The sequence below is a fragment of the Fictibacillus sp. BK138 genome, assembly GCF_004216955.1.
In the GTDB taxonomy this organism is placed as follows: domain Bacteria; phylum Bacillota; class Bacilli; order Bacillales; family Fictibacillaceae; genus Fictibacillus.
In genome coordinates, this window is record NZ_SGXL01000003.1 from 15116 (window position 1) to 40740 (window position 25625).

Sequence of the window (25625 nt, forward strand, 5' to 3'; positions counted from 1 at the left end):
ATATCTTAATTCGCAAGCCTTTTAGCAGGTGAAATAGCACTATATATAACGACCAGATTTTTGTCTGGTCGTTTTCTTATAGACTTATTATTTTAAAGCACCCGATTGCGGAATAAGGAGAAATTAAATTTTATTATCTCTGTGCCACTTATCATCGCCCATAATCCTATCAATGATGTGATTGTCTGCCCAAACTGCCGTTACTTCTAATCCTTCACATTCCGATTTAGTAGCACTTCGAATTTCCCCTTTATGGTAAATGGAATATTCGCCTGAAATACTATCAATGATATAAGAAGGAGGTGGATATGCTTCATCATCATTTTTAAAAGGGCGATTTTCTACAACTGTCCAATCCCCTGATTTTAGAACATATTCATATACACCAACTATAAATTGGTACTCCTCATCCTTTGAAATGTCTTCAATACTTTCTCCAATATATTTATAAATTCCAATGCCAGCATCTTTTAAAATTCTACCGAAAGCATATTTGCCATTAGGAAGAGGTATAGCATATACATCCCCAATTTTAATTCGTATACGTTTCTTTCCTGACATTAAAATCACCACATTCTTAGAAAATATTGATAATAAGTTCGAAGCTTCTTTTCGACTTTCCTTCTTCAACTATCCTGCTACGTTTGTTTAATAAGTTCCATTAAAAAAGGCGTTAACCCTTCTGAGATCAACGCACTCGATTGCAGAATAAAACCCCAGTTATTATTCACTAATTTCATTAGCCCTCTATTCAGCCATCATATAAATCTTAGTGTAAAACTTAACTAGTGCGATTGCTAAAAAAGAGAATGCTACAACAATAGTGAATAGTATCCATTCTTCTAACCAACGATTGGTCCAGAAGTACATTGAACCAATAATAAAAAGAAATAACGTTATTATAGGAAGTTTAATATTTGGGAAGAAAAATTGAATTATACCGCTAATCACAAATACAATCATACAAATTGGTATCAATTGTAGAATCAATATGAAGGCTATACTCCCCATAATATATGACACCCTCCCTAAGAGAATCGTAGTTATAAATTATTTCGCTGTAATGTAATTTAATTCTTTTTCCTATTCCATTACTGACTGTCCTTTATTTTATTACTGCTTATTCAATAATCCTGCTCTAGATATATAAAAAGCAATACGATTTGCAGTGCTTTAATCTTGCTGATCAGGTTTTTTTATTGGCATTTTCGTTATTACTATTATCTTATCAAAATCTGCATTCGGCAAAGGTTGTGGCTCACGTTTATCTGGCATAGTTTGGACATTCTTTGCAGTCGGTGGCAATGGTTCGTCAACAGAATCTCTAATTATGACTTCACGTTGAGGAATATTTGCTTTGGTAATTTCCCTTTTTAAGCCATAATTACTATTGGGCAAGTAAGATATTAAGCCGATTATTGATGTTACACTTAGTGCTAACCCGACAATTACTTTAGTATTAAATTTCATTACCAGACCTCCTTTATATAAATATTAACACGTTTTTAAATATCTATGCTTATTCTACAATCCTGCTACTTTAGTTTAATATTAGTTATCTTAACCATTCAAATAACACCAGGCAAAAGAAAGCTAATACGGTCAGCAATATTAACAAGTTTCTTCTCTGATTTTTATTCAACCGAGTAACTTCTTTTTTTTCGGAACTTGATAAGGTTAGGTTTATTTGTCAAAGTAAATTCCCCCTACTTAGGTGTGTTCCTTAATACCCTTATTCAACAATCCTGCACGTTAGTGGAATAAGGATATCACGTTTTTAACGTTATTATATATTTGATTTAGTCACCTTTTAATCCATTTCCGCTAAAAATGGCAGGTCAATTGACAAGTGAATTCACATACCAATTCGCAGCGTGACAATATTTATTGTCATCTTGCTAAAACGTGTGTGAATTGGGATGCTAATTAAGATTATAAAAGTAGTATTTTTTCACCAAAACACTTATAAATCAAAAAAAAAACGCAACGAATTCCGTTGCGATTTATAGTGCTAATTACTATGCGATTTAGTTTGTTTTTTCTTCTGCTATTAAGCTTTCGAATCGAATTTCATTTACAGAAGAAACTCTGTTAAATAGAGTCGTTCTTTTTTCGAAGTTTACAACCAGTGTTACTTACATAAATAATTAAGATAGGCTTGTTCTGTTTCTTCAAATACTTTTTTATATTCGTATTCATCACCTATAACACCATAATGAAGACCGATTCCATCAATATATGCCCAAAACATAGCAGCTGCGATTTCCGGTTTAATACTTTTATGGAATTCTCCGCTTTCTAAACCTTCTTTAATTATCTCAACCAAAAGCTTAATATATTGATTTTTATATCTATCCAACATTATCTTACGTAAGTTCTCTTGCCGTCCTGAGTTGAGCCAGAACTCGATTTGAACATTGATCTGTTCCTGTCTTTCTTTGGTCAAAGACACATTGAGGAACACTTCAAACAATGCGTGTATCTTACCTTTTGCGGTTTCTAACGTCTTGAATTTTTCTTCGAAATGGTTTATTGAATTTCGTGTTCTCTCTTCCATTAGAGTAATATATAAATCATCTTTACTCTTAAAGTAGTTATAGATTAAACCTTTACTCGTTTTAGAGTAGCTTACGATATCATCCATTGTTGCGGCTTGAAATCCCTTTTCTCCAAAGCATTTTAACGCACTTTGTAGCAGTAATTCCTTTTTCTTGTTTTTGTAATCTTTTGAAACCTTGGGCATCAAAACAGCTCCTTATATAAAAATGATAGTTGGGCATTAAAAGTATAGGTAAGAGCAAGATTTTCGGGTGAATTCATGCACCCTATCAGGTCTCATCGCCTATGAGCAAAACCCACGATCTTGATAGCTGCACTTAGGCGACATTGTCATTCTAACAAAATCTGAATGAAGTGAGCAGTCATACATCTAAATCCGTCGAGTCGATAAGCTACAATCTCACTACAAAGTAAATCTTCCTAACAGGTCTATGATACGGTTTTCCATTATAAACTGGACTTTCAGTTTTACTATTTTGATTATATCTAATAATATGCCTAGAAGCCATAGGATTATAAAAACTTGCATAGCTTGGGAAAAATATGGTTTATTTATTAAAAATGAATACACAGTCATTTTTAGAGAGTCAAACAGATCTTTTTACCAAATTTCTTATTTTTTTACTTTAAAGGAGGATTTATATGGAGATTCGTCAAGTCATTGAATCAGACTACTATGTAATATCACCACATATTAATGAATGGTGGGGCGGAAGACAAATGTCTGATATGTTGCCAAGACTATTTTTTGACCACTTCAAAAATACAAGTTTCATTGCAGAACAGGACGGAGTTATTGTAGGGTTTTTAATTGGATTTCTGTCCCAATCCACTTCAAATGAAGCATATATACACTTCGTTGGTGTCCATCCCAAATTTAGAAAACATAATATTGGAAGAAAATTATATAACAAATTTTTTAATGTTGTAGAGGAAAGTGGTCGTACTATTATTCGTTGCGTTACGTCTCCTGTTAATAAAGTTTCTGTTGAGTATCACACTAAAATGGGTTTTGAGATACAAGGTGGAGGTAAAAAGATGCAAGGAGTTTCTGTAATGGAGAATTATGATGGACCGGGTGAAGATAGAATACTGTTTATTAAACATTTAGTTTAAAGTTTGTAACTATTAGGAATTTTCTTTGAAATAGAATGTGGAAACTCAATTACTTTAGGTTCACCCTTATTATATAAACAACTACCATCCAAAATTCAACAGACCATAAAAAGAACTGAAGGAGACATCCCTTCAGTTCTTTAACATTATTTCAACTTGTATCGATAAACGCCTCCAGCCATTGCACCTGCAAACAGATACTCACCATCAGGACTAATAGCCAGCGTGTTTATGTTAAGGTTCTCTAAACCATGCGAGAAGCTACTCCATGTTTTCCCGCCATCTCTACTCATAAGTACTCCTCTTCCTCCTTTTAAAAAACCATCTTTTGTTCGATAGACATTTGTCGAAGCATAGATAGTTTTTTTATTTTTCCTAGCGAAAACAAGGTCTGATACATTTATTTCTAGTGGATAATCACTTGCTTTTATCGTTTTTCCACCGTCATGACTCGTATAAAGTTCTTTACCGCCAAGAATGATATTTTTCGAATCTAGAGCTCTTATACTGGTGATCGGTGTGTTGTTAAGGTACTTTATCGTACTTACACCATCTTCTGTCACAGCGACACCTGAAGGTCCAGCCAACCAAATCTTTTTCGGGTCATTAGGATCTCCCTCAATTGCTAGAAAATCTGTACCTAGTCGTTTTACAGTCCATGTCATTCCACCGTCATCACTGATCAAGATCCCGCTATATTTAGAGTTGGATGCTACATAGGTAATATATACTTTTGAGGGATCTGCAGGGTGAAACAAGATGGCAGTAGGATGTTCATAATTACTGAATCTTTTTTCCCAGGTGGCACCTTCATCCCTGCTGATATAAACCGCTAAACCAAAGTCGTTTCTGACTTTTATTATTGTACTGCTATCTTTAGGAGAATGTGCAATCAAATAAACATCTTCCCCAACACGCCCTTCTCCACCAGATAGCCCCCATTCTAAAGTATGTTTGTCACTTGAAAACTTAGTCTTATAAATTTCACGTTGCGTAGCTGCAAATAACTCATATTGTTTTCTACTATCTTCCACAACACTTATATCGTTGACGAATACAGAAGGAATTCCGAGCCTGTTGTACGTATTTCCACTATCTTCTGATTCATAGATTCCGCTGCCCATAGCAGAAAGTAGAAGTGAATCGTTATCTGGCCACATCGCAACATCCACTACGCTACTTTTCTTCAATGGATCTTTTAATTCTTTCCAAGTCTTACCTTTATCCTTACTAACTAGTAAGGAACCAAAGATCCTCCCGTAAATAGACCCATTCTCTACATCGATGAGGGTGAACGCATCTGGTGTTTGTTCATATAACACACTGAAATCTTCCCCCTCATTAAACGATACATATGAAGTACCAAATAGAATTTTTACAAAAATACCTGTTTCATTTACAATTATCTTTTCAATACCATTAAAGAGGTCTCTTGGATTAGGATTCTCATAGATTTTTTCAACATTCGATGGTTGGGTATCTATATTTCTTATTACATAAACATCTCCTAGTTCCGTCCCGAGGTATAAGTTTCCATTATAGTAGGCGCTAGACGTTATGTTTGGAAGAGATGCTATTTCACTCCAACTCTTCCCATCGTCACTGCTCACATAAACCTGGTTGGTCCCTATCCCAACTAGTAGTTGACCATTATCACTTAACTCAAGTCCGATTACCTTTTTGTCGGGAAAATTGGTGGGCGCCCAAGATATTCCTTTATCTTTACTAACGAGTATTTTACCTTGTGTTAAAGGATTGCCAAACTCTGTTGTACCCATAAATAATATCTTATTATCCTTAGGGTTAATCTTTAGCAGGGTTGGTTCAGAACCGAATGGTAAACCTCTTGATTGTTTCCAAGTATCACCATGGTCACGGGTTATGAATAGTCCCTGTGGGGCCGACAGGAAACCACCTGGATTAATTACATACATTGTACCGGGATCCTTTTTGTCCATCACCATTTTTCCACCGTTCGAATTTGGCCCAACCGTTTCCCAACCGTTTCCTATCCGTGAATCCTCCGGAATAACTTCAAAGGATGTAGTACCAGTTATGTGTACTTGTTCAAACTCTTTTGTTGCAGTACCATTCACAGATACTCTGTGGATACCTCCTTCGATACCTTGAACTTGTGCCTTCCATAACTTACCCTCCTGAAAAGTCGCTTTTACCGTACTTTTATTCCCCCTGGGGGATTCAACGGATACCAATGGAGCTTCTTTTATGTTTACAGGACTATTAATATAGATTTCTGAGAAACCTGTTGTAGGATCTGGAGATGCCGTTACATCAAAGTAGTGAACACCAAAATGAAAGGGTATCCTTAAGAACGTTTCTTTTGTGTTATCAAGAGCTTCAATCCAACCAGTAACATCCATCTTTCGATCTGGTCTTTTTAAGTCAATAGAGATTTCAACCTCCTGTCTCCCCTTTGCAGGTATCAATATGACGCTAGGATTTATGTTTACATCAACACCTTTTTCTCGTTGAATCGCGTTGAGTGTAATCAAGGCTGGGGTATCTTTATCGTTGGTTAAGGTGATCTTTTTTTTGCTCCTTATTTTTTTTGAACTTAAATCCGCTATACCGAACGAGAGCGACTTAGGGTCTGCAAACAACGTGGCTTTTTCGGCCGACTCTACATCTAGTCTTCCTGCACCCTGTTCAGTAGATTTATAATCCTTTAATGGTTTAGCTGACCCGACCAATGCAGAACTCACCTCTGAAACAGTCCAGTCTGGATGTGATTGAATCAATAGAGCAGCTGCACCAGCTACATGAGGAGATGCCATACTTGTACCGCTCATCTTCATATATCCAGAAGGGTCACTAAACAATGCATTTTCTGGTATCGTTGAATTGATCCAAACGCCTGGAGCAACGATATCAGGTTTCATGCCAGGGTATTGGGAAGGACCACGCGAACTAAAATCTGCTATCTCGTCAGTTATGTCGTTCCCAGAAATACTTACGGTCACTTGCCCCTCTTTTAGTCTTGCTAAAAGTTCATTACCTGAAAATTCATCAATACCGATAGCATAAACGTTTTCGTCCCCGTTTTGAGTAATTCCAGCTTTTAATGGATATTTTTCTGTTGAAATTTCTACACCGTCAGTAGGAACAAAGAATATAACAGCTTTCGCACCGCGAGACTTGGCAATGTTGAATCTCTTTAAATCCTCAGTTTCGTTTAGGGTAGGTATAAGCAAAGCATTATTGGCTACGTCTATATTGTCATACTCTTCCTCATACCAACGACCACCATTAACTAACTTAAAACTTTGAGGAGTACTCGGTGGATTCGCTGAAAAAGGAATATAATACGATTCAAAATCTTTTATGACAGGACTTGTCATCTGAAGTGTCGGTAGATGTACTCCACTCGTACTCGCGCCGACAGCAATGACCCCTTCGGCAGCTGCTGGAGCATTAATTGTCTGATCACTTGGCCCGCTGTTACCTGCAGCAGCTACGACTACCACTCCCGAATCTACTGCATTCTGAGCCGCCTGAGAGACGACATCGGTGCCATCACCACTTCCACCGAGACTCAAGTTAATCACATCAGCAGGATAAGGATTGTTTTCCCGATTAATTGCGAGGTCGATTGCTTTGATAATATCTGATGCAAAACCTCCGCCATCTTTATCTAATACTTTATAAGCGGTCAGTGTAGCATCTGGTGCAACACCTTTGATGTTTCCATTAGCCGCTACGATACCTGCTACATGGGTGCCGTGACCGTTATCATCCATCGGATCGTTATCATTATTGACTAGGTCATAGCCGTTGACAACTTTCATACCCTTACCAAAACCTCCGCCTAAATCTGGATGCTTATAGTCGATACCTGTATCAAGTACAGCGACCGTTATACCTTTACCCGTAAGGTGACTTCCATTAGAGTCTTTTTTCTTCCATACTTCTGAAGCTTTGATGAGTGGGATGCTACTAGATACCTCCGCGTGCATTCTCGCATCGGTATGAACAGCTTTAACACCTTCTATAGAGCTTAGGCTCTTGAGTTTATCTGCTGTAACTTCTGCAGCAAACCCGTTATAGGATAAAAAATATTCTGACTTTACTTTTACATTGATACCATTATTTTTTGCAACATCAATGATTTTGTCATGCTGTTTTTGATAATTCTTTTTTTCATCGCGCAACTGAGAGATCGAATTTTTATTGTTTGTATTCACGTTTAACTTTTTATAGATAGGTTCTTCTTCCAACTGGATTATTACTCGAATAGTTTTATCCGTACTCGCTTGTCCGATCTGTAAATCTTCGAACCCTAAACTAGTAATGAACAGCACGAAAATAAAGAATAGTAATAGCGGTTTTGATTCTATCAGTTTCATCCTCTTCCTCCTACTTAATGATAGATACCTAACTTAGATTACTAAAACTCCTCCTCTCTTAAGGAATACGTGAGTAATACCAAGAAGCTACACAGTTGATGAAGATTCTAAGAGGATTAAAATAAACTGGTTATTCAGTTTATTAAAATTTACTAGACTATAAAGAACTGGTCAAGGTACAACTTTTGTTATATTTTGTATTTTTATGTCGTATAAAATATCCCCTTATTATAACTATATAAGGTATAATTTACTAAGACTGACTGGTTAGTTTAACACTTAATAGGAAAAAATACTTATTAAAAGGTGATACTGATGGGAATTAAAAGACTTTCTATTTTTCAAAAGAACCTTTTATTGACAATGGTCATCACTTCTTTATTTGGAGTCGTATTGTTTTGTTCGAGCATTTATGTTTTGACTAATCATCTAACAAAAAATATAATCCAACAGGCCACAGAACTGGGGGATACTTGGATTCCTTTAATGGGTACTGAGAATATTGAACGAAGCTTATCTGACCTCAAAGCTAATTCTCCACATAACATCCAACTTATAGATCAGCTTACACTTTTAACAGAGAACAATGAGAATGTTTCACAGGCATATCTTTTTGGAGCAAACATCAATAAAAACAACGAGACTATCATATTGCCTCAACCAAAAAAAATTCTTGATCTTGGTTATAAGATTGGTGAACTGCAAAAACAGCCTATCGAATGGGTAAACGCAGCTAAAAAGTTGTTAAGAACAAAGCAGCCTACACACACCCTTACTTATTCGGACGCATTAGGAACTTGGGTCACTACTTTACATCCTGTAATGAATAATAAGGGTGAAGTAATCGCTATTTTAGGAATCGACATAGACGCAAGTATAGTAGAAGACGGAAAAAAAAGTTTGATCTATTTATTGGCTCCTCTACTTCTTTTGTTTATAGGGATAACTATGTGGTTTCAATACCTTGGCCAATACAAGTTGTTTAAACCTCTTAACCAACTATTGAACGGGATTAACCAAGTCAGTAAAGGGGACTTTAAATCCAACATACCAGTTACACGAAAAGATGAGATTGGTCTGCTTACAGAAAGCTTCAATACCATGGTATGTGAAATCAGATTACTCTTTGATAGCCTTTTAGAAACTGCCAGTTCGATTCAAGTTCAATCCGCAGAATCTCCAGACACAACTGAAACATCATTGAACAATTCTTTAGAACTAGCGTTTAAACAACTAGAAAATATTAATTATTACACCTCTGTATTAGAACGGATACAGCATGCTGATAAGATGAACGCTATCAGTCAACTTGCTGCTGCAGTTGCACATGAGGTTAGAAATCCATGTACTACCATCAATGGTTTTTTACAATTTTTCTTAGAAGAGGATTGGTTACCTGATTCTAAAAGGGGACTGATAGAGGTGATGAAACAGGAAGTAGATTATATAGAGAAGATTATCAGCGAATACATTCAGTTTTCTAACCCACATCAATTGAACAGTCAGAACATAGACATCTCGGAGAAGATTAATAAGCTCATAGAGCTAGTCGCACCCGTTGCTCATCATAAGGTAGTATATAATACTATTTTTGAAGAACCTTTGCATATTAAAGCTAACGAGATAGAGATGACGCAAGTTTTTCTTAATGTATTACAGAACGCTGTTGAAGCGATGCCATCGGGAGGAACACTTACAATAAAGGGTTACAGAACCGATGATTATGTCACTATAGAAGTAAGCGATACAGGAAGTGGTATGAGCAAAGAAGAGTTAAGTAGATTAGGCACCCCATTTTACTCTACAAAATCAAAGGGCACTGGCCTGGGTTTGATGACTGTATATCATATAATTAGAAAGTACCAGGGTGAGATTAAAGTAAAAAGTACCATGGGTATAGGGACAGTTTTTACGGTTAAAATACCTCTCGAGACAAAACAGGTTAATAATCCTTAATATGGGTAGTTTTTTACGCACGATATGAGTAGGGTTACAACGTTTCAGATTTTAGAGTTTTTTAAACTTGCTGCCTCCTGCTCTTCTTTAACTATGAAAGTAAATATTAGTTCATAAAAATTTAGAATTAAATAATCTGTATGACACATTAGAAGATCTGCAATCATCCTTCATTTGAACTGCTTATGTTGAACACGTCCAAAAGCCGGTTTCATAGCGTTGTAGGAATCGACTTTTGGGCCAATCAAGCGTTTTGAAACGGACCGTATCAACAGAATCTATCCTTATTATAGGTTCATAATCCCTCGAAAAAAACCATGTGAGTTTTCTCTTACTGGTTGGACGAATGTGTTCTATACACCTCTAAAATCACTTCTTCTTAAGAATTCATTATATCAACAGAAATATCTCTTGTTGTCACTTAAAGACATGTTTGAAATACTGCTCAATCTCTTCCTTCGAAGATTCTCTTGAATGATTATTCAGGAAAAGCTTATAAATCCCTAATTCAGCGAGAAGATGGTGTTCTATTTCTTTTCTTTCGTGAAGGAACCTCAATACTCCATCAATTCCCTGAAGCATCCTGTTCTTTCCAAATTGTTGCTGAGTATAGTACCATACAGAAAAATCATACCAACCTTGAGATCGTTCTTCTTTTACTTTTAAGAATGAACCACTGACATCCTGCTGGTCACAGTAAATAAGAAGTGGCTCTAGGTGCTCAATACGTTCGTAAAGACTGAGGATGAACTTTTTTATTTCTAAGTACGAGCGATCATCACGGGCTAGGTAGGTACATAAAGGATTTTGAAGAAACGAACACTCGAATATATATACCTGATCGTCTGCCTCTGCTTTTCTCCCAAACCTTTCCCATTGTCCTAGAAGGATGTCGGAAAACCTATCGATAGGCAGCTTATATACATCATGTTTCTCGATATCATCCAGAAGATTGTCAGAGATGTTTACATCTTCAGAGAGCTGTTTTGCATAATATAGGTAAAAATCATCATCTCTATTGACCGTCATTGATTCAATAATATTTTTTTCATGTTTGTGAGATTCCAAGAGGTCCTCATATTCCTTCTTGGACAGACAAGCTACACCTTCAAAATCAGCTGGATGATCGAGATCTCCCTCAACAAATAGGATATTTGGGACTCCTTGTTTTGTAAGGATCTTGGATATCTTTAAGGCGGTCGTGGTTTTACCTGAACCCGGCAAACCCTCCACTAATATTAGTTTAGTAGTCATCTCGTTACTAACACCTCCTTTCTCGAACAATAGACCTAATTTGTCCCCTTACTCTATTACTAAAAAAACAAAACTTATATGCTTACAGATTTTAGGGAACCGATATCCAATAGTTGGTCTACTTCTAAGTGGTCGAACTCCCCTTTTAAGATTCTAGATAAGTCTTCTATGGCATCATGTAAGGATACATAAACACCTGTTTTCTTTGTAAATGGTTCTGCCACAAAGAAAGGTTGTGTTAGATATGCCTCAATCCGTTGCGCCTTCAAAAACATATCCTTTTCACTTTGAGGTATGGATTCAACCCCTTTAGCATGAATCAAGAGTTGCAATTCGCGGTACCGGCGCAACACCTTTCTTGCTGCTTGTTGAACTTTCATGTGTTTCGAATCAAGATGAGCACCTTCTAAAACAGTGGAGATCGAAAGGACTGGGTTGATAGCTGGATATATTTTTCGAGAAATAAGACCTCCATCAAACTTTAATACAGTGTCTAGCGGTCCGTAAGGTTCTTCTTCTTCTACTGCATCCCCCCTCGGGTCGTAAAGAAAAGTGGTGACGTTCGTTATATTCTCCGACTGTAATCGGTCATTGAGTTTGTAGAACTCTCCAGATATAACGATCGATCGATCAGCTGCAAACAAGATATCATTCTCGCCGCTAGAAATGATGACTTCATATGCTTCGTCCATGTCCTGAACAACCTTATTCGATACATCCTGCAGATCATCGATTCCGGGACCATGCTCTACAGGCAGGAGCATTATCGTTTTATAGTCTTGCTTATCTTTCATCCGATAGAATATTTCAGAGAGGAATACGAGTTGCCCCATCCCAGGTAATGCGATCAAGCCAATGGTCCCTCCACGTGAAACCGGAGAAAAAAGATCAACTACCTTAATTCCGGTTTCAATCATCTCTCCCTCGCTTTGAAGTATGATCAGTTCATCAAGAGTGCAGTTGGCTATAATAGACAATGCAACTAGAGTTTTTACCTCTGCCCTTTCGATAGGAATCTTTCCCGTGCATAAGTTTGAGACGGTAGCTGGACGTAAACCCACTTCTTGAGCAGCCTTTGTAAGTTTGGGAACTCTTTCTTTAAGAAGAGCAACGTTTAATTTAATCTTTTCCATTCTTATCACTCCAATTACTTTAAAGAGTATCACTTATTATTCTTCAAAGCAATTAGGTGGCCATTTTTCAGTTTTAGGATTTAATGAACGGTAAAATTAAAGAAGGTCGGACTAAAAATGCCCCACCTTCTCTTACAATATAATTGATGTATTGAATTTATTAAAAGAATTCTTTTGCCAACTGAATCATTTCTTGAGGTTTTTCAACGACTGTCCAATGTCCACATTCCTGGATTACCACTAATTCTGCGTGTGGGATGTCTCTGATTAAAAGTTGCTGGATAAGCTCTGGTGTGATGATATCATGACTTCCTTGAGCGACAAGGATTGGAATGTGAGAAACACTCTCCAGCTGATTTCTCAGGTCATAGTTTTCTTGGATGTCTTTTCCTAAGATTTGATTGACTTCAAGGTTTGATTTGGTTTTTGTCTTCCTCATCAATGTCTCTTTTGAATAAACATAATAAGGGTTCAACACCTTAAAGATATCATCAAGTGTAGCTTTACCCTTTTTAAATTCCGTTTCTAACGCGGACAATTTCACCTTATCTTCAACCGTCATCCTGTTGTTCATCTCTTCGCCAAATACTTTAAATCCTTCAGCCGTTGATCCAACCGCTGCCGTTAATAATATCTTGTTCACGTTCTCTGGGTATTTTATCGCATACAAGAGAGCGAGCATAGAGCCCCACGATTCTCCGAAGAGATTCACTCTCTCCAGTGATAGTTCAACTCTCAGTTTTTCAAGTGTCTCAACCTCATCCTCCATTGAATATACACCGTCGATCGCTGGATCAGATTTGCCGCACCCTTTTTGATCATAGAAAATTAATTGATAGTCATTAGATAGCGGCTCTATGTGAGGTAAAAAGAAACCATGTTCTCCCCCTGGTCCACCGTGCAAGAATATGATTGGGTCACCGTTCCCTATAATTTTCAAGAAAATATTAGTTCCGTTTATCTTAATTTGATGTTCTGTTAGAACCATATGAACCCTCCTGTTATGAATACTTTAATTTATATTTTTTGATTAAGTTATCTTCTTTTTCATAATCAAAATCTTTTTCATCGATTTTTTCAGGATAGTTGAACTTTTCCCATGCGATCGTTAACGGTATCGCTTCTTCTCTTGAAATAATTTCTTGGTAACCAAGCTCGTTACGTATTTTTTGAGTATCCATGTACCAGTGCTGATCAGCATTGCCGGAATCCGAAAACTCCTCTTCCGGTACAATAATTATTTCCCCGTCCCATCCTTGGCTTTGCTTTATCATATTTACCCATTCAAGTTCAGTTAGTGCATCATGTTCTGCTAAATTGTAGATTTGATGTTTAGCTTTATCTTCGTTTAAAGCTAGAACTATACCATGGGCGATGTTATCAACATATCCGCGTGACACCCTCCACTTTGCTAGCTTATCTCCTAACAAAATCTTTTCTCTCCCATCCATCATCCTTTTGAGATATGGGAATAAGCGATGTTGTCTATCGCCCGGTCCATAAACTTGGGGAAGTCTGAGAATAGTGCCTGGAAGGTCAGAATCGCCCAATATCGTTTCTTCGATTAGCTTCTTGTCATAAAAATGAAGTCTATGCTCTGTATCGTAAAGGAACTGTAAAGGATAAAGCCCTTCCCTTAACGGTGAGTCTTCCTTTAATGGCATCGGTTCAAGTGGGCCAGCTTTAATGTTAAGCAACCTCTCATAAGCTCTATAAATATCTAAGCTGCTTAACCCTACTACACGACCGGCAATGCCTTTAAATACATTCATCAAACTTTCTGCATCTTTTTTTAGATAAGGGAACATATCCAGTACGATATCTGGCTGAAATTCCTTAAATTGTGAGACGTAATCTTCCAAGTAATCTCGATCTCCGTGTATTTCTTTAACTTCTTTAGGGAGTAAAGCATTTGTCTCTCCTCTGTGAAACACACATACTTCATGTCCTTGTCTTACAAGCCTCTCGACTACATAAGGGCCGATAAACCGTGTTCCGCCAATAATCTGAATTTTCATAGTATACCTCCTAACAATGAATAAAAACCGACCGTTAAGTTTATTATAATGAGTAGAGTGATTACTGTCTATTTATACTGCCCCGTTATGATCTTTAGGCTGGCTCTAAATATTCGAAATATTGGCCATCTGGGTGTTTAACTATTATGCTTATTCCTTTTGTGATCGGTGTAGGTTCTTGAACGATCACGCCATTGTTTCGTATACTTCTGTTTTTTGCCTGTACGATAGATCTTACTAGAATCGTTGCAACTGGTTTCTCGCTAAGTTTCTCAGTCTCTTCAACCAATAACAGACCGTCAAACCTAGCTGTTTTATAAGGATTGTCAGTTATCGTAAGAGGGTCTGAACCTAACAACCTCTTGTAAAATGGGATATGCGACATCAAATTATCTACGTATATTCGAGGTAAAACTTTTATTGTGTTCAACGATATGCCTCCTGCTTTTCTTTTTAAAACTAAACTATATATTCAGTTTTTTTAATTGTATAATGAAATCCATTTATTAGCTATCTTTTTATAGACAAGATTTAGTTAAGAGAACCTCTAAAACCAGCATATGCTTTTTGAGGTGCGAAATGTAGCCAGAATGCAAAAGATAGAGTACTTAGAGAGAAGTGTTCTCCTAGTACTCTACTTATTTTCATATGTCATCTATACCTACAGCTTATTAAATTTAAGAGATATTAAAACGATTAATTTGTTGTTGTAATTCATCCGAAATTCCACTCAGTATTTCAGCAGATTTTTTTATCTCTTGCATTGTTGCATTTTGTTGTTCGGACGATGCAGCAATGTTCGCTGCATTTCCAGATGATTGTTGAGCTAATACCTCTAGGTTTCGTACTAATGCAGCTACTCCTTCGGAATCTGTTGCAAGGTTATCTGTTTCTTTAGAGACAATAGATATTTTTGAATCTACTTCATTAGCCGTATTTAAGATCTTCATAAATGCTTCTCCTGCGTTTCCAACGACTATTCTTCCTCTTTTTGCTTCAGCCGTTCCAATCTGCATTGATTCAACAGCCTTTTGCGTTTCTTGCTGAATTACTTGTACTACATCTGTAATTTGATGAGCAGATCTTTCTGATTGCTCAGCCAGTTTTCTTACTTCATCCGCAACAACTGCAAATCCTCTGCCACTCTCCCCTGCTCTTGCTGCCTCGATCGCCGCATTCAAAGCAAGTAAGTTTGTCTGTGATGATATTTCAGTAATTACCTTAACAAATTCTCCAATTTCAGCAGACCTTTCACCTAATACCTCTACGATAGCTGCTGACTTGCTTACCGTCGTATCAAGAGTATTCATTTGTTTTGTTATATTTTCAATTTGTTCTGAACCAAGTTCTGCTTGCTTAATTAATATAGATGATGCGTTGGCAACATCACCCGAGATATCAGCAATTTTACGAACCCCCTTTGCCATACTACCAATAGAATAAGAACTTTCCTCAGTTGTTTTTTCTTGGACCTCAATTGAGTTTGCGATTTGTTGAATAGAACCAGTGATCTCATTAGTTGCATAAACCGTTTCTTCGGCTCCTATCAATAATGCACGGGATGATGAAGAGACTTGTTCAGCAGTATTACCAACAGTTCTAATCATTTGATTTATGTTTTTAACCATTTGGTTGAATTGTTGATTAAGTTTGCCAAGTTCATCATTCTCATTTTCTTGGAGTTCAATATTTAAATCCCCTTGTCCTACTTGGGTGATAGCATTAAACAGATCTTTTACTGGCGCAAAGATCTTTTTTAAAGTGAAAAATTGAATAATGGATATTACGGCTAACAATAAAAATAAAACGATAGATAAACTAATAACTAAATCGTATTGACTTTGCGTCACTAAACTAGCGTCCGTATCTATCCCAAAGATTGCTATTACTTCTCCGTTTTCATCGATGATTGGTTCAAGCGTAGTTATCCAAGTCCCTATTGAGTCAGTGTATGCTTTTGTGGACACTGCCTTCTTTTCTTCTAGCAGTTCCTCAGCTGCAGTTATCCAATAATCAGGTTGTTCCAACATATCTCCAAGTTTAACTTCTTCAATGTCCATCAGATGCTTCGGACCTGGAAGAATCATTGTTTTATTACCATCAACAATTTCAGCTCCAAAGAAATACCCTTGCGCTACATTTTTATTTGAATCTGATAACTTTGTTAAATTATTGATTAATACCTGATTATTTGGTGATAGTTTATCATGATCGGTAAGAGCATTTTTGATATAACTTATATCAAAGGTACTTTTCCAAAGAGAAGCTACTCCTGCTGATTGATTTGAAATACTTTTCGTGATAACTGCCTTTTGAATAAAGAAACTAGCAAATATAAGGACCGCTCCGATTAATAGAGAACTAGTGATGGTGAACAAAAAGTTACGACCAAAAAGCGACTTTAACAAAAAAACTTCCCCCTTGTAAGAAACGAATAAAAACTGTTTAGTCAGTTTTAATAATTAAAACATATTTTTCCACAAATCGTCAATTGCCTGCAAAATTCTACATTTTTTTCATTTATACTTTAGTATTCACGATGATTCAAGTGACTAAAAAGTCCAATCGTATTTCATTCAATCCTATTGTTTTTTTCAAAAAAATAAAGGAACCTTCTTGAGGTTCCCTTTCCATGGTGATCTATTATACTGTTTGTAAAGTTGCCCAGTTCCCATTTTTAAACAGATGTACTCTTTTACCATCATGATACTCTGCTTCTATCTCCAGATCTTCGGAGCCGATCATGAAATCTGTATGCCCACTGCTAAAGTTGATGCCTTTCTCCTCAAAATCCTCAGGATTTAAATTCTTAGCATCTTTGAGTGCCATCGTGATCACCCTTCCAAGAGCTAGATGGCAAGATGCATTTTCATCAAACAAAGTATTATTAAAGATGATACCTGAGTTAGAAATTGGTGAATCATGTGGTACGAGAGCCACTTCTCCTAGATATAGCATACCATCATCCATATTCAAAAGCTGCTGTAACGTTTCATATCCTTTTTCTGCAGTGAAATCAACAACTCTTCCCTCTTTAAATGTTAAAGTAAAGTTCTCTATTAAGTTCCCAAAAGCAGATAATGGCTTTGAACTGGATACTGTTCCGTTTACTCCATATTTATGAGGTGATGTAAATACTTCTTCAGTCGGAAGGTTTGGTATGTAATACGTTCCGAAAGTTGAATGATGACCACCTCCAACCCAAGTGTGGTCTGGATGCAAGTCGATTGTGAGATTGGTTCCTTTTGATTTATAGTGAAGGGTCTTAAATCTTTGTTCGTTTAGATAATCAACCTTTTTCGTCAGTGTGGTAGAATGTTCATGCCATGAGGCTATAGGCTCTGGTTGATCGATTCTTACAGTTTTAAAGATAGCCTCCCAGAGTTCAGCTACCGCCTCATCTGTCTCCATCTTTGGATAGATACTCTTTGCCCAAGCTTTAGTAGGGACTCCGACTATCGCCCAATGCATATCACCTCTTAACCTTTTACTGAAAACTGATTGCAGCTTTTCACTACGATCTTTTTGTACAAACATGATGCGTTCAGGCGGTATGCTGACATAACCGTTTGGATCATTGCCTGTGATCATCAGCATACAGTCGTTGTGATCAGCGAGGCTGTTGAATTTGTCAACGTCCCATTGCTGAGTAAAGTTCTTTAGAACATCATCGGTGGCACCTAAGTAATGGATTCGATTTAATTCTTGATCGTCCCAGTCAACGAAAACTTGTTTACATCCATTATTATATGCGTATTCTGCGACCCTTCTTGTAAAATCAGCAGATTCTATTGGGGAACTGATAAGTAGTCTTTGCCCCTTTTGAATATTCAGACCTACCTTGACCACGATTTCAGCATATTGATTTAACTTTTCTTCAAAACTCTTCATAATAACCCCTCCTACCAATATTTGAAATACATTAATCATGTGTTATTACAATACTATTATAAAGTTAATATTTATCATTCTATTACAGACCAAGGAAAAGAGATTTCACTTTTTAAGACTTATAATCAATGTAGTTCTTAATCAAAAAAGAACAGTTTCCGCTGCGATAATATAAGTGTCCTTATTATGTTAATGCTGTTTCCTTCTACAAAAGAAAGAATATAATCTTTTTTATCTATTAATAGTTGATTTCGTTTTGTTCCATCAAAGATTCTATTTGTTTTTTATGTTGCATTTCATGTTGAATCAACCCCTCAAAATATTCACCAAGGAGCAATTGCTCTTGTTCAAGACAAGGTTCTTTAAAGCTTTTAGGATCGATTTTCCCGATAAGAGATACTAGCTCTCGAGCTGTTGTTACATATTCTTCTATGAGCTCTACTTTTGAAATGCCTGCTCTTGCATAATTTGATGCAGCTAGATTTCTTTCTTCAGCATCGACTGATAGTCTAGGAAACTTTTTATTCTCTAGTAGAAAGCTGAGTCTGTTTTCAATAACAAATCTATCCCAAAATAATAGATGTGATATGATATCAGCGGTCCCCCATAATGTCCCTGGTTTTAAAGGTTGAAACCATTGTTCATCAGACATCTCTTCTAAAGTGGTCACCCAATGAATAAATTCAATTTTCTGTTGCAGAATAAGATCTTTCTCCATTTGATCCTCCATGATTCATATGAAAATTTCATTCCCCAAACTCGATCCAAGGTTTTAATGGATCGTCATCATCTATATTAAAATACGACTTGGTGAACCGTACCCACTCCTGGGTATCTACTTCACTGTATTTATACGTTTGAAAGTAGGTTCTCAAGTACTCTAGAGCTTTATCCGGTCTTTTTGAAAGTTCCCAAAGTCTTAAAGCGGGAGTCTCATAAACAGCAGCCATGTAACCGTTTGGATCAAATTCTGATAATCTTAAGTTGCTGTGTTGCATAGTGTTTGTCTCTTTGGCCTTCTGTACGGAAGCATTTGCATCGCTAAATACCTCTTCAGGTTTATTATTCCCCTCTAGAATAAAGTAGAGATAAGTAGCGAAGTTCGTTAACCCCTCGTCCACAAAAGCGGTATGATAGGGATTGTTGCTTACCAACCCATAAAACCATTGGTGCGCAACTTCATGAATGACCACATGCTCGTTAATGGCGCCAGTACCAACTGTAACGATACCGGGATACTCCATACCATCCCCGTTCATGATGATATCGAGTTGTTTATAAGGATAGTCTCCTAGATGCTTCTCGAAAAAAGAGAATCCTTTTATCGCCGTCTCTAGATATTGGTCTCCAAAACTTTCATCAACTTTGTTTCCGATTAACCTTATTTCTGTGCCGTTGATGTTTTTTTTCTTGACGAAGGTCTCTTTCATGATTGCTATATAAAATTCTTTTACTCTACTTGTCTTAAATAATTTTTTCTTAACTTGTTCATATGTTTCTGTATCAGCAGTACTCGCGACTAAATAGTCTTCACTCGGCAGTTCCAGCTGAACTTTAAAATCACTATAATCGGTGTGATAGGACTCACCAAAGAAATTGTATTCTTCCTTTTCCCAGCCAGACCGGTACGTGACGAGCATAGGATACCATTCAGCAAGGTAGAAATTCCCATTCCTAATCGCAAATCTTTTCCCTTCCTCGGGCAAGGTGAAAGAATATCTGACCCTGACCTCGGCATGGTTTCTCGGCGCAAGCTTACTCTTAAGATTTATCTTAAGAGTATCTTTATATAGATCATACGATGTCTCTGCCCCATTTACAGTTATCTTGCCGATCTTAAGTTCGGATGCTCCAGGTATAGATTCCGGTTTATTTTTTTCAGTATACATATTCGGAATAAGATAAAATAAAATCTCCTTCCAACTCTCAGAAGATTTGTTAGTTACCTGAATAATCGCCATGACATCAAATTTACCGGAAGGATGCATTTTTATATCTAGATTGTAAGAAGCTGCATTCTCATTAAGTTTTAATGTGTTTGAAAATGTTTCTGTGTTTTCAACCATACTATTCTGCACGATTAGCCTGGGTTCTGACTTTTTATAACTCATTTCATTGTGAACCTTTTTCTTGTTTTTTTCTTCGTTCACTAAGTTATTTTTATCTGAACAGCTAATTAAAAGACACAGTCCTATTACAATACAAAATTTTCTCATGTTTTCACCCGATCTAATCCTAATATTTTAAGTTGATTTTAGGAGCTTATCATACGCAGAATTCATATTAGCCTACTTTCTTCAATAGTTACTCTAAAGAATAAACTTCACGCCACCTTGAGATGGTCTAACTCAATGTGGCGTGAAGTTTAAAAAAGGGAAGACTCGATAAAATTAGACGTATTCTATACTCCTCAAAAAACAAGAGAAGAGATATAATCACGATTAAAAACTGACTAAACAGTTTATTTAATGTTATTATTACATGTTGTTTTTACCTAGTCAATACATTTTGTTTTTTCCCTTTGATATTTATTCATTTCAATATATGTAAGTATTACCATGTTTTACCCCTTATCTATTCATAGTGATCAGAATATCTATTGCTTTTTAAAGTAAATAAAATTACTATTAACAGTAATTGGTTGATTAAAATAAATAAAGGAATGAAGAGAAAATGATTAAATTTACTGATATGCAGTATACAAGACCAGAAATAAGTGAGTTGGAAGAACAGTTTCACTCCTGTTGTGTAACATTAGAAAAATCGAATGACTTAGATGAAGTGCTTGAAGCCATTAGGGTTATTAATCGCTTAAGGTCTGGGTTTGAAACAATGCAGGCTATAGCAAGCTTGAGATATTATGCTGATCTAAAAAATTCGTTTTACGAAGAAGAAAGGACTTACTTCGATAGTCATGGACCGTTTTTCTCTAAACTTGTTTCTACATATTACATTAGTTTGTTAAAAGCTCCCCTAAGAGAGAGGTTGGAACAGATATTAGGAACCCAACTCTTTGTTATTGCAGAGTCCTACAAAAGTACGTTTTCACAAGATATCGTCCCATACCTTACTGAAGAGAACCGTCTAGTTACTGAATATAGGAAATTATTAGGAACAGCTACTACTAAATTTGAGGACAGAACTTGGAAACTGAATGAACTTATACCCTTGCTTAATGATAAGGACAGGCAGACACGAATAAAGGGCTTTACGATAAAGTTCAAAATATTCTCTGAGCTCGAAGAAGAAATCGATGATTTATTTGAAAAGTTAGTCCATGTTCGTACTAAAATCTCTAAGAAACTAGGTTTTGAGAACTTTATCATGCTTGGATACAATCGGTTAAAGAGATCGGATTATGACCAAGGACTAGTTTCCAAGTTCAGAGATCAAGTCGCTGAATCAGTTGTTCCCTTTATTAAAGAGATCGAAGATAGAAAGCGATCTAGACTAGGTCTTGATTCCATAAAATTTTATGATGAGATGATTTTCTTTAAAGAAGACCCCATTTTGTTGCAGAAGTCACTAGAAGATGTTTTAAAAGCAGGAACAAAACTGTTTACCGAGATGTCTGAGGAGACAAAAGAGTTTTTTACATATATGGTTGATAACGAATTGATGGACCTGGTGAATAGGCCGAATAAAGTAAGTGGTGCTTTTATTAATTTTATCAGAGATTACAAAGCGCCTTTTATGTTTGGAAGTATCCATGGTACTGGAAGCGATTTGAGAACTTTGTTGCACGAGGCTGGTCATGGGTTCCAGTTCTATCTTTGTAGAGACAAACCGGTTCCAGAGTACTTGGCTGGTACTTATGAAGTTACAGAGATTGCGTCAATGTCTATGGAAATATTGACAGAGCCTTGGTATCATCTCTTTTTCACTCCAGAAGATAGTGAGAAATACAAAGAAAAGTTAATCCTTCAGCACTTTCAGATGGCGCCTTATGTTTGTGCGGTAGATGAATTTCAACATGTCATATATGACCAACCTGAACTTAGTAAAGAAGAACGAAAACAAGTTTGGAAAGATCTCGAAAAAAAATATCTTCCAAACAGGGACTATGATTCAAATGAATACCTTTTGAAGGGGAACTTTTGGCAACAGCAGAGTCATATCTTCTTCTCTCCTTTCTATTACATCGACTATGCACTAGCACATGTTTGTGCCATGCAATTCTGGAAGAGTTACAAGAATGACCCAGTTAAAACATGGGGGGATTTCGTAAAATTATGTAAATATGGAGGAACACTTTCATTTTTGGATCTTATCGAGAAAACAAATCTGGTGTCCCCTTTTGAGAAAGGGTGTCTCCCTTCTATCATCATGGACGTAAAGAATGAAATTTTTAATAGATTGAACTAAAAAACGATGGCTTTACTGCTGTTTTACCGAGTAACACTCTTCGTCTTTTGAATGGATGTTTAGAATCATGAGTAATTAACAATGACAGCCCCGTGTCAATTGATTGACAATTCAGAAGTTTAAATTTAATATAGACTAAGTAGTCATTTAAAGATGGGGGTAAGAGAATGAGAGATCAGCGCTTAACCAAACTTGCCGAAATATTGCTAGATCATTCTGTAAAAATCCAACCGCACGAGACTTTAATGATTGATGTCTATGGGGACGGTAGTGAACTTGCAAAAGAGCTAGTAAAAGAGGCTTATAAAAGGGATGCGTTTCCGTTTGTAAATCTAATCGATGAAGAACTGCAAAGACTTCTGATCGAAGGTTCTTCTGAAGAGAGAGAAGCACTTAAACAAAAATTAGATTTAGCAACTATCCATGAGATGAAAGCGAGTATAAGAATATACGGCTCGCGAAACGACCTAGAGCTTTCCAAAATAGATCCGCAAAAGAGACTCCTCAACCAAAAAGCACGAAAGCCATACATGGATCATTTGATCAATAATGTTAAGTGGTCTTTATTGAACTATCCTAATGCTAAAATGGCTCAAAAAGCAGGGATGTCACTTGAAGAGTTTGAAGATATGTTTTTTAAAGTCTGTACACTTGATTATTCTAAGATGGACCGTGCTATGGATAACCTTAAAGAACTTTTAGATAAGACGGATCATGTTCATATAAAAGGCCCGGGCACTGATTTGGAATTCTCAATAAAAGGCCAAGGTTCGATCAAATGTGCAGGCGAGGTCAACATTCCAGACGGCGAGATCTATACTGCTCCTGTAAGAGAATCGGTAAACGGCACTATCTCTTTTAATACATCATCCACTTATCAAGGCACTTCATTTTCTAACATAGTATTTGAGTTTAAGAACGGAAAGATTATTGAAGCTCGTTCAAATGATGAGAAAAAGTTAAAAGAAATACTTGATACTGATGAAGGTGCAAGATTTATAGGAGAATTTGCGATTGGTGTAAATCCATATATTCTCAATCCTATAAATGACACACTTTTTGATGAGAAGATCGCAGGAAGTTTTCACTTCACACCTGGTCAAGCCTATAAAGATGAATCATATAACGGCAACGATTCCAAGATCCACTGGGATATCGTGAACATCCAAAGACCTGAATATGGTGGAGGAGAAATCTGGTTTGATGGTGTACTAATACGAAAAGATGGCCTGTTTGTCATCGATTCGTTACTACCCCTGAATCCAGAGCATCTGGTTGATGAAAAAGACACAGTTACCGTTTAGTGAAAAAAAGAACATCAAAATGGCGAAAAAACAAACGGGATTTTTGTATATGTGTGGATCGCTATAAATGTATTCTCTTATAACGAAAGAGCCATCAAAGCGTATCAAAAGCTTGGTTTTATGATAGAAGGTACATTAAGAGAAGACCTTTACTTTAATGGTAACTATCATGACAATATCTTAATGGGACTTTTAAAAAGAGATTATATTGAATCCATATGATACTAAATGATGAGGTCTCTAAGTTTTGATGAAAAATGTAAAAAAGGCGTATTATACGCCTTTTTTTTAATCAGTTTTCTTTCTAAAGATCCTCAATTTCTTTTTTTTCGAACAGCTGAACCCGTTGTAAGCGCTGGTAGCTCTTCCCTTTATTTACTCGTTCTAAGTAAATGTTTGTTGTTGATATGTCAGAATGACCCACCCATTCTTTAACATCCACTAGAGGTACTTCATTTTCAAGCATCGTAGTGACAAAAGTATGACGGAACCAGTGAGGACTGATTTTATCGTTCACTCCTGCAACTCGGACCGCCTCTTTTACGATCTTATAAAGGTGATTATAGGTAATTCTCTGACGAGTTTCTTCCTTATTATAAAGCGAATAAAATAGAGGTGTTTCATCACTCGAATTTATATGCGTGTTTCCTTCCCAGATTTCAAGATAACGTAGAAGTTCGTTTTCTGTTTCTTCTCGTATTGGGACTTCTCGATGTTTCCCACCCTTACCAATTACATTGACCCAAAGTTCACCCCGACGATAATAGAAACTTCCTTTATTTAAGTTTACGATCTCACTCGCACGAAGTCCGGTTGTGTAAAGGAGATAACCAAGGAGTAAGTTTCGTTGCTGAAGGTGTTCCCGTTTGTTGTTCGTTCGAACCACTTTGGGAAAGTATTCAATTAACCTTTCCGCATCTTCCTGGTTCAATTCACGTAGCTGAACACGGTTCTTATTCTCTTCATTTAAATAGTGGCCCCGTTTTACTGCAGGTTTATGGATCCAACGAGAGAGCGGTGATGAGTAATACTTCGTGTCGTATCCGAAATCAAGCAGTCTACGAAAGAACTCTAGTTTACGGATGGCCGTCTTGGCTGCGTACTTCTCAGAGATGTGTTCGTTATACGCTTTTACTTCAGGATATCCGATATCTGAAAAAGAGAGTTCGTTTTGTGCCAAATAATCGAGCAGCGTTTTTGCATCTGCTCGGTACGCTCGCTTCGTATGGTCCGAGAACTCTTTTCCTTTAATAAAAACACGCGCAAAAAAGAACATCTCGATAAAATCCCGTTCGCTCGCTTCTTTCAAGTTTAGGTTTCGATCTTCATCTAAGAAATTCTTGTTTTCCAAATTATGTATCAACTGGTTTAGTTCTTCACTTCTCTTACTTCCATTTATAACTTCCAGATTATTCATGTGACTCTCCTCTCATATTGAAAATAGAATCAACTTATCTTTATTTAGTACTTTTTAAAAAGTCTTTAACTTATTTTAACACTATCACTAATTTAATAGACTATTATCTATATATTATAGTAAGTTTATTTTCCCAATCAAGATAATACATCCTTATCTTGATTATTATAAATAAGTATATTATCGAACTTACGTTCCGTCAAATATAACTAAAAAGGTAAAAGACCATTGTTAAAATGAACTGTCCT

19 protein-coding genes are annotated in these 25625 nt (G+C 36.5%); 5 read left to right on the top strand and 14 right to left on the bottom strand.

Annotation, left to right across the window (positions count from 1 at the left end; translation table 11 throughout):
• Window positions 1-123: 123 nt before the first annotated feature.
• From EV282_RS18085 to EV282_RS18095, 3 genes are all read right to left on the bottom strand, one after another.
• Complete coding sequence (locus EV282_RS18085) at window positions 124-630, bottom strand: Imm26 family immunity protein (protein ID WP_242611949.1); 507 nt, start codon at window positions 628-630, stop codon at window positions 124-126.
• A 543-nt stretch (window positions 631-1173) separates the two neighbouring features.
• Entirely contained in the window at window positions 1174-1470 is a 297-nt protein-coding gene (locus tag EV282_RS18090) for a hypothetical protein (RefSeq protein WP_130297297.1), read from the bottom strand.
• A 661-nt stretch (window positions 1471-2131) separates the two neighbouring features.
• On the bottom strand, window positions 2132-2743 hold the full coding sequence (locus tag EV282_RS18095; RefSeq protein WP_130297298.1) for a TetR/AcrR family transcriptional regulator: 612 nt from the start codon (window positions 2741-2743) through the stop codon (window positions 2132-2134).
• 458 nt (window positions 2744-3201) lie between these two features.
• Here EV282_RS18095 and EV282_RS18100 point away from each other — a divergent pair, with 458 nt between their 5' ends.
• A complete protein-coding gene (locus EV282_RS18100) occupies window positions 3202-3675 on the top strand; it encodes a GNAT family N-acetyltransferase (RefSeq protein WP_130297299.1) in 474 nt (157 codons plus the stop codon).
• 146 nt (window positions 3676-3821) lie between these two features.
• Here the strand turns inward: EV282_RS18100 and EV282_RS18105 are convergent, their stop codons facing one another.
• Entirely contained in the window at window positions 3822-8039 is a 4218-nt protein-coding gene (locus EV282_RS18105) for a S8 family serine peptidase (protein WP_130297300.1), read from the bottom strand.
• A 315-nt stretch (window positions 8040-8354) separates the two neighbouring features.
• Between EV282_RS18105 and EV282_RS18110 the strand changes: the two genes are divergently transcribed.
• Window positions 8355-9995 carry a HAMP domain-containing sensor histidine kinase gene (locus tag EV282_RS18110; protein WP_130297301.1) on the top strand — a complete coding sequence of 547 codons (1641 nt, stop codon included), beginning with the start codon at window positions 8355-8357 and terminating at the stop codon, window positions 9993-9995.
• Between the two features lie 417 nt (window positions 9996-10412).
• Here EV282_RS18110 and EV282_RS18115 read toward each other — a convergent pair whose 3' ends face one another.
• The 9 genes from EV282_RS18115 to EV282_RS18155 form a co-directional block, all read right to left on the bottom strand.
• Window positions 10413-11249 (bottom strand): hypothetical protein, encoded by an 837-nt coding sequence (locus EV282_RS18115; RefSeq protein WP_130297302.1) that lies wholly within the window; start codon window positions 11247-11249, stop codon window positions 10413-10415.
• A gap of 74 nt (window positions 11250-11323) precedes the next feature.
• Window positions 11324-12382 (bottom strand): helix-turn-helix domain-containing protein, encoded by a 1059-nt coding sequence (locus EV282_RS18120; protein WP_130297303.1) that lies wholly within the window; start codon window positions 12380-12382, stop codon window positions 11324-11326.
• Between the two features lie 160 nt (window positions 12383-12542).
• Window positions 12543-13370 (bottom strand): alpha/beta fold hydrolase, encoded by an 828-nt coding sequence (locus EV282_RS18125; RefSeq protein WP_130297304.1) that lies wholly within the window; start codon window positions 13368-13370, stop codon window positions 12543-12545.
• Window positions 13371-13383: 13 nt separating this feature from the next.
• A complete protein-coding gene (locus EV282_RS18130; protein ID WP_130297305.1) occupies window positions 13384-14400 on the bottom strand; it encodes an NAD-dependent epimerase/dehydratase family protein in 1017 nt (338 codons plus the stop codon).
• Between the two features lie 94 nt (window positions 14401-14494).
• The gene (locus EV282_RS18135; protein WP_130297306.1) at window positions 14495-14830 is read right to left on the bottom strand and encodes a hypothetical protein; all 336 of its coding nucleotides are present in this window, start codon (window positions 14828-14830) and stop codon (window positions 14495-14497) included.
• Window positions 14831-15077: 247 nt separating this feature from the next.
• Entirely contained in the window at window positions 15078-16808 is a 1731-nt protein-coding gene (locus tag EV282_RS18140) for a methyl-accepting chemotaxis protein (RefSeq protein ID WP_130297307.1), read from the bottom strand.
• 235 nt (window positions 16809-17043) lie between these two features.
• Window positions 17044-18291, bottom strand: a complete 1248-nt coding sequence (locus EV282_RS18145; protein WP_165389529.1) for an aminopeptidase — start codon at window positions 18289-18291, stop codon at window positions 17044-17046.
• A 238-nt stretch (window positions 18292-18529) separates the two neighbouring features.
• The gene (locus EV282_RS18150; protein ID WP_165389530.1) at window positions 18530-19009 is read right to left on the bottom strand and encodes a DinB family protein; all 480 of its coding nucleotides are present in this window, start codon (window positions 19007-19009) and stop codon (window positions 18530-18532) included.
• Window positions 19010-19037: 28 nt separating this feature from the next.
• Window positions 19038-20402 (bottom strand): M1 family metallopeptidase, encoded by a 1365-nt coding sequence (locus EV282_RS18155; protein ID WP_165389531.1) that lies wholly within the window; start codon window positions 20400-20402, stop codon window positions 19038-19040.
• A gap of 562 nt (window positions 20403-20964) precedes the next feature.
• On the opposite strand from EV282_RS18155, the gene EV282_RS18160 reads away from it, so the two are divergent.
• The 3 genes from EV282_RS18160 to EV282_RS18170 all read left to right on the top strand — a co-directional run bounded on the left by EV282_RS18160 (window position 20965) and on the right by EV282_RS18170 (window position 24182).
• Window positions 20965-22656, top strand: a complete 1692-nt coding sequence (locus EV282_RS18160) for a M3 family oligoendopeptidase (RefSeq protein WP_130297311.1) — start codon at window positions 20965-20967, stop codon at window positions 22654-22656.
• A gap of 167 nt (window positions 22657-22823) precedes the next feature.
• On the top strand, window positions 22824-23960 hold the full coding sequence (locus EV282_RS18165) for an aminopeptidase (protein WP_130297312.1): 1137 nt from the start codon (window positions 22824-22826) through the stop codon (window positions 23958-23960).
• Between the two features lie 51 nt (window positions 23961-24011).
• A complete protein-coding gene (locus EV282_RS18170; protein WP_130297313.1) occupies window positions 24012-24182 on the top strand; it encodes a GNAT family N-acetyltransferase in 171 nt (56 codons plus the stop codon).
• An 82-nt stretch (window positions 24183-24264) separates the two neighbouring features.
• On the opposite strand, the gene EV282_RS18175 is transcribed toward EV282_RS18170, so the two are convergent.
• Window positions 24265-25377 carry a tyrosine-type recombinase/integrase gene (locus EV282_RS18175; protein WP_130297314.1) on the bottom strand — a complete coding sequence of 371 codons (1113 nt, stop codon included), beginning with the start codon at window positions 25375-25377 and terminating at the stop codon, window positions 24265-24267.
• Between the last annotated feature and the right edge of the window lie 248 nt (window positions 25378-25625).

Coding starts and splice junctions, on each gene's coding strand:
- EV282_RS18155 (WP_165389531.1), bottom strand. CDS start 20,402: ATGAGTTATAAAAAGTCAGAACCCAGGCTAATCGTGCAGAATAGTATG.
- EV282_RS18165 (WP_130297312.1), top strand. CDS start 22,824: ATGAGAGATCAGCGCTTAACCAAACTTGCCGAAATATTGCTAGATCAT.
- EV282_RS18150 (WP_165389530.1), bottom strand. CDS start 19,009: ATGGAGAAAGATCTTATTCTGCAACAGAAAATTGAATTTATTCATTGG.
- EV282_RS18120 (WP_130297303.1), bottom strand. CDS start 12,382: ATGGAAAAGATTAAATTAAACGTTGCTCTTCTTAAAGAAAGAGTTCCC.
- EV282_RS18100 (WP_130297299.1), top strand. CDS start 3,202: ATGGAGATTCGTCAAGTCATTGAATCAGACTACTATGTAATATCACCA.
- EV282_RS18130 (WP_130297305.1), bottom strand. CDS start 14,400: ATGAAAATTCAGATTATTGGCGGAACACGGTTTATCGGCCCTTATGTA.
- EV282_RS18090 (WP_130297297.1), bottom strand. CDS start 1,470: ATGAAATTTAATACTAAAGTAATTGTCGGGTTAGCACTAAGTGTAACA.
- EV282_RS18105 (WP_130297300.1), bottom strand. CDS start 8,039: ATGAAACTGATAGAATCAAAACCGCTATTACTATTCTTTATTTTCGTG.
- EV282_RS18160 (WP_130297311.1), top strand. CDS start 20,965: ATGATTAAATTTACTGATATGCAGTATACAAGACCAGAAATAAGTGAG.
- EV282_RS18110 (WP_130297301.1), top strand. CDS start 8,355: ATGGGAATTAAAAGACTTTCTATTTTTCAAAAGAACCTTTTATTGACA.
- EV282_RS18095 (WP_130297298.1), bottom strand. CDS start 2,743: ATGCCCAAGGTTTCAAAAGATTACAAAAACAAGAAAAAGGAATTACTG.
- EV282_RS18145 (WP_165389529.1), bottom strand. CDS start 18,291: ATGAAGAGTTTTGAAGAAAAGTTAAATCAATATGCTGAAATCGTGGTC.
- EV282_RS18175 (WP_130297314.1), bottom strand. CDS start 25,377: ATGAATAATCTGGAAGTTATAAATGGAAGTAAGAGAAGTGAAGAACTA.
- EV282_RS18115 (WP_130297302.1), bottom strand. CDS start 11,249: ATGACTACTAAACTAATATTAGTGGAGGGTTTGCCGGGTTCAGGTAAA.
- EV282_RS18125 (WP_130297304.1), bottom strand. CDS start 13,370: ATGGTTCTAACAGAACATCAAATTAAGATAAACGGAACTAATATTTTC.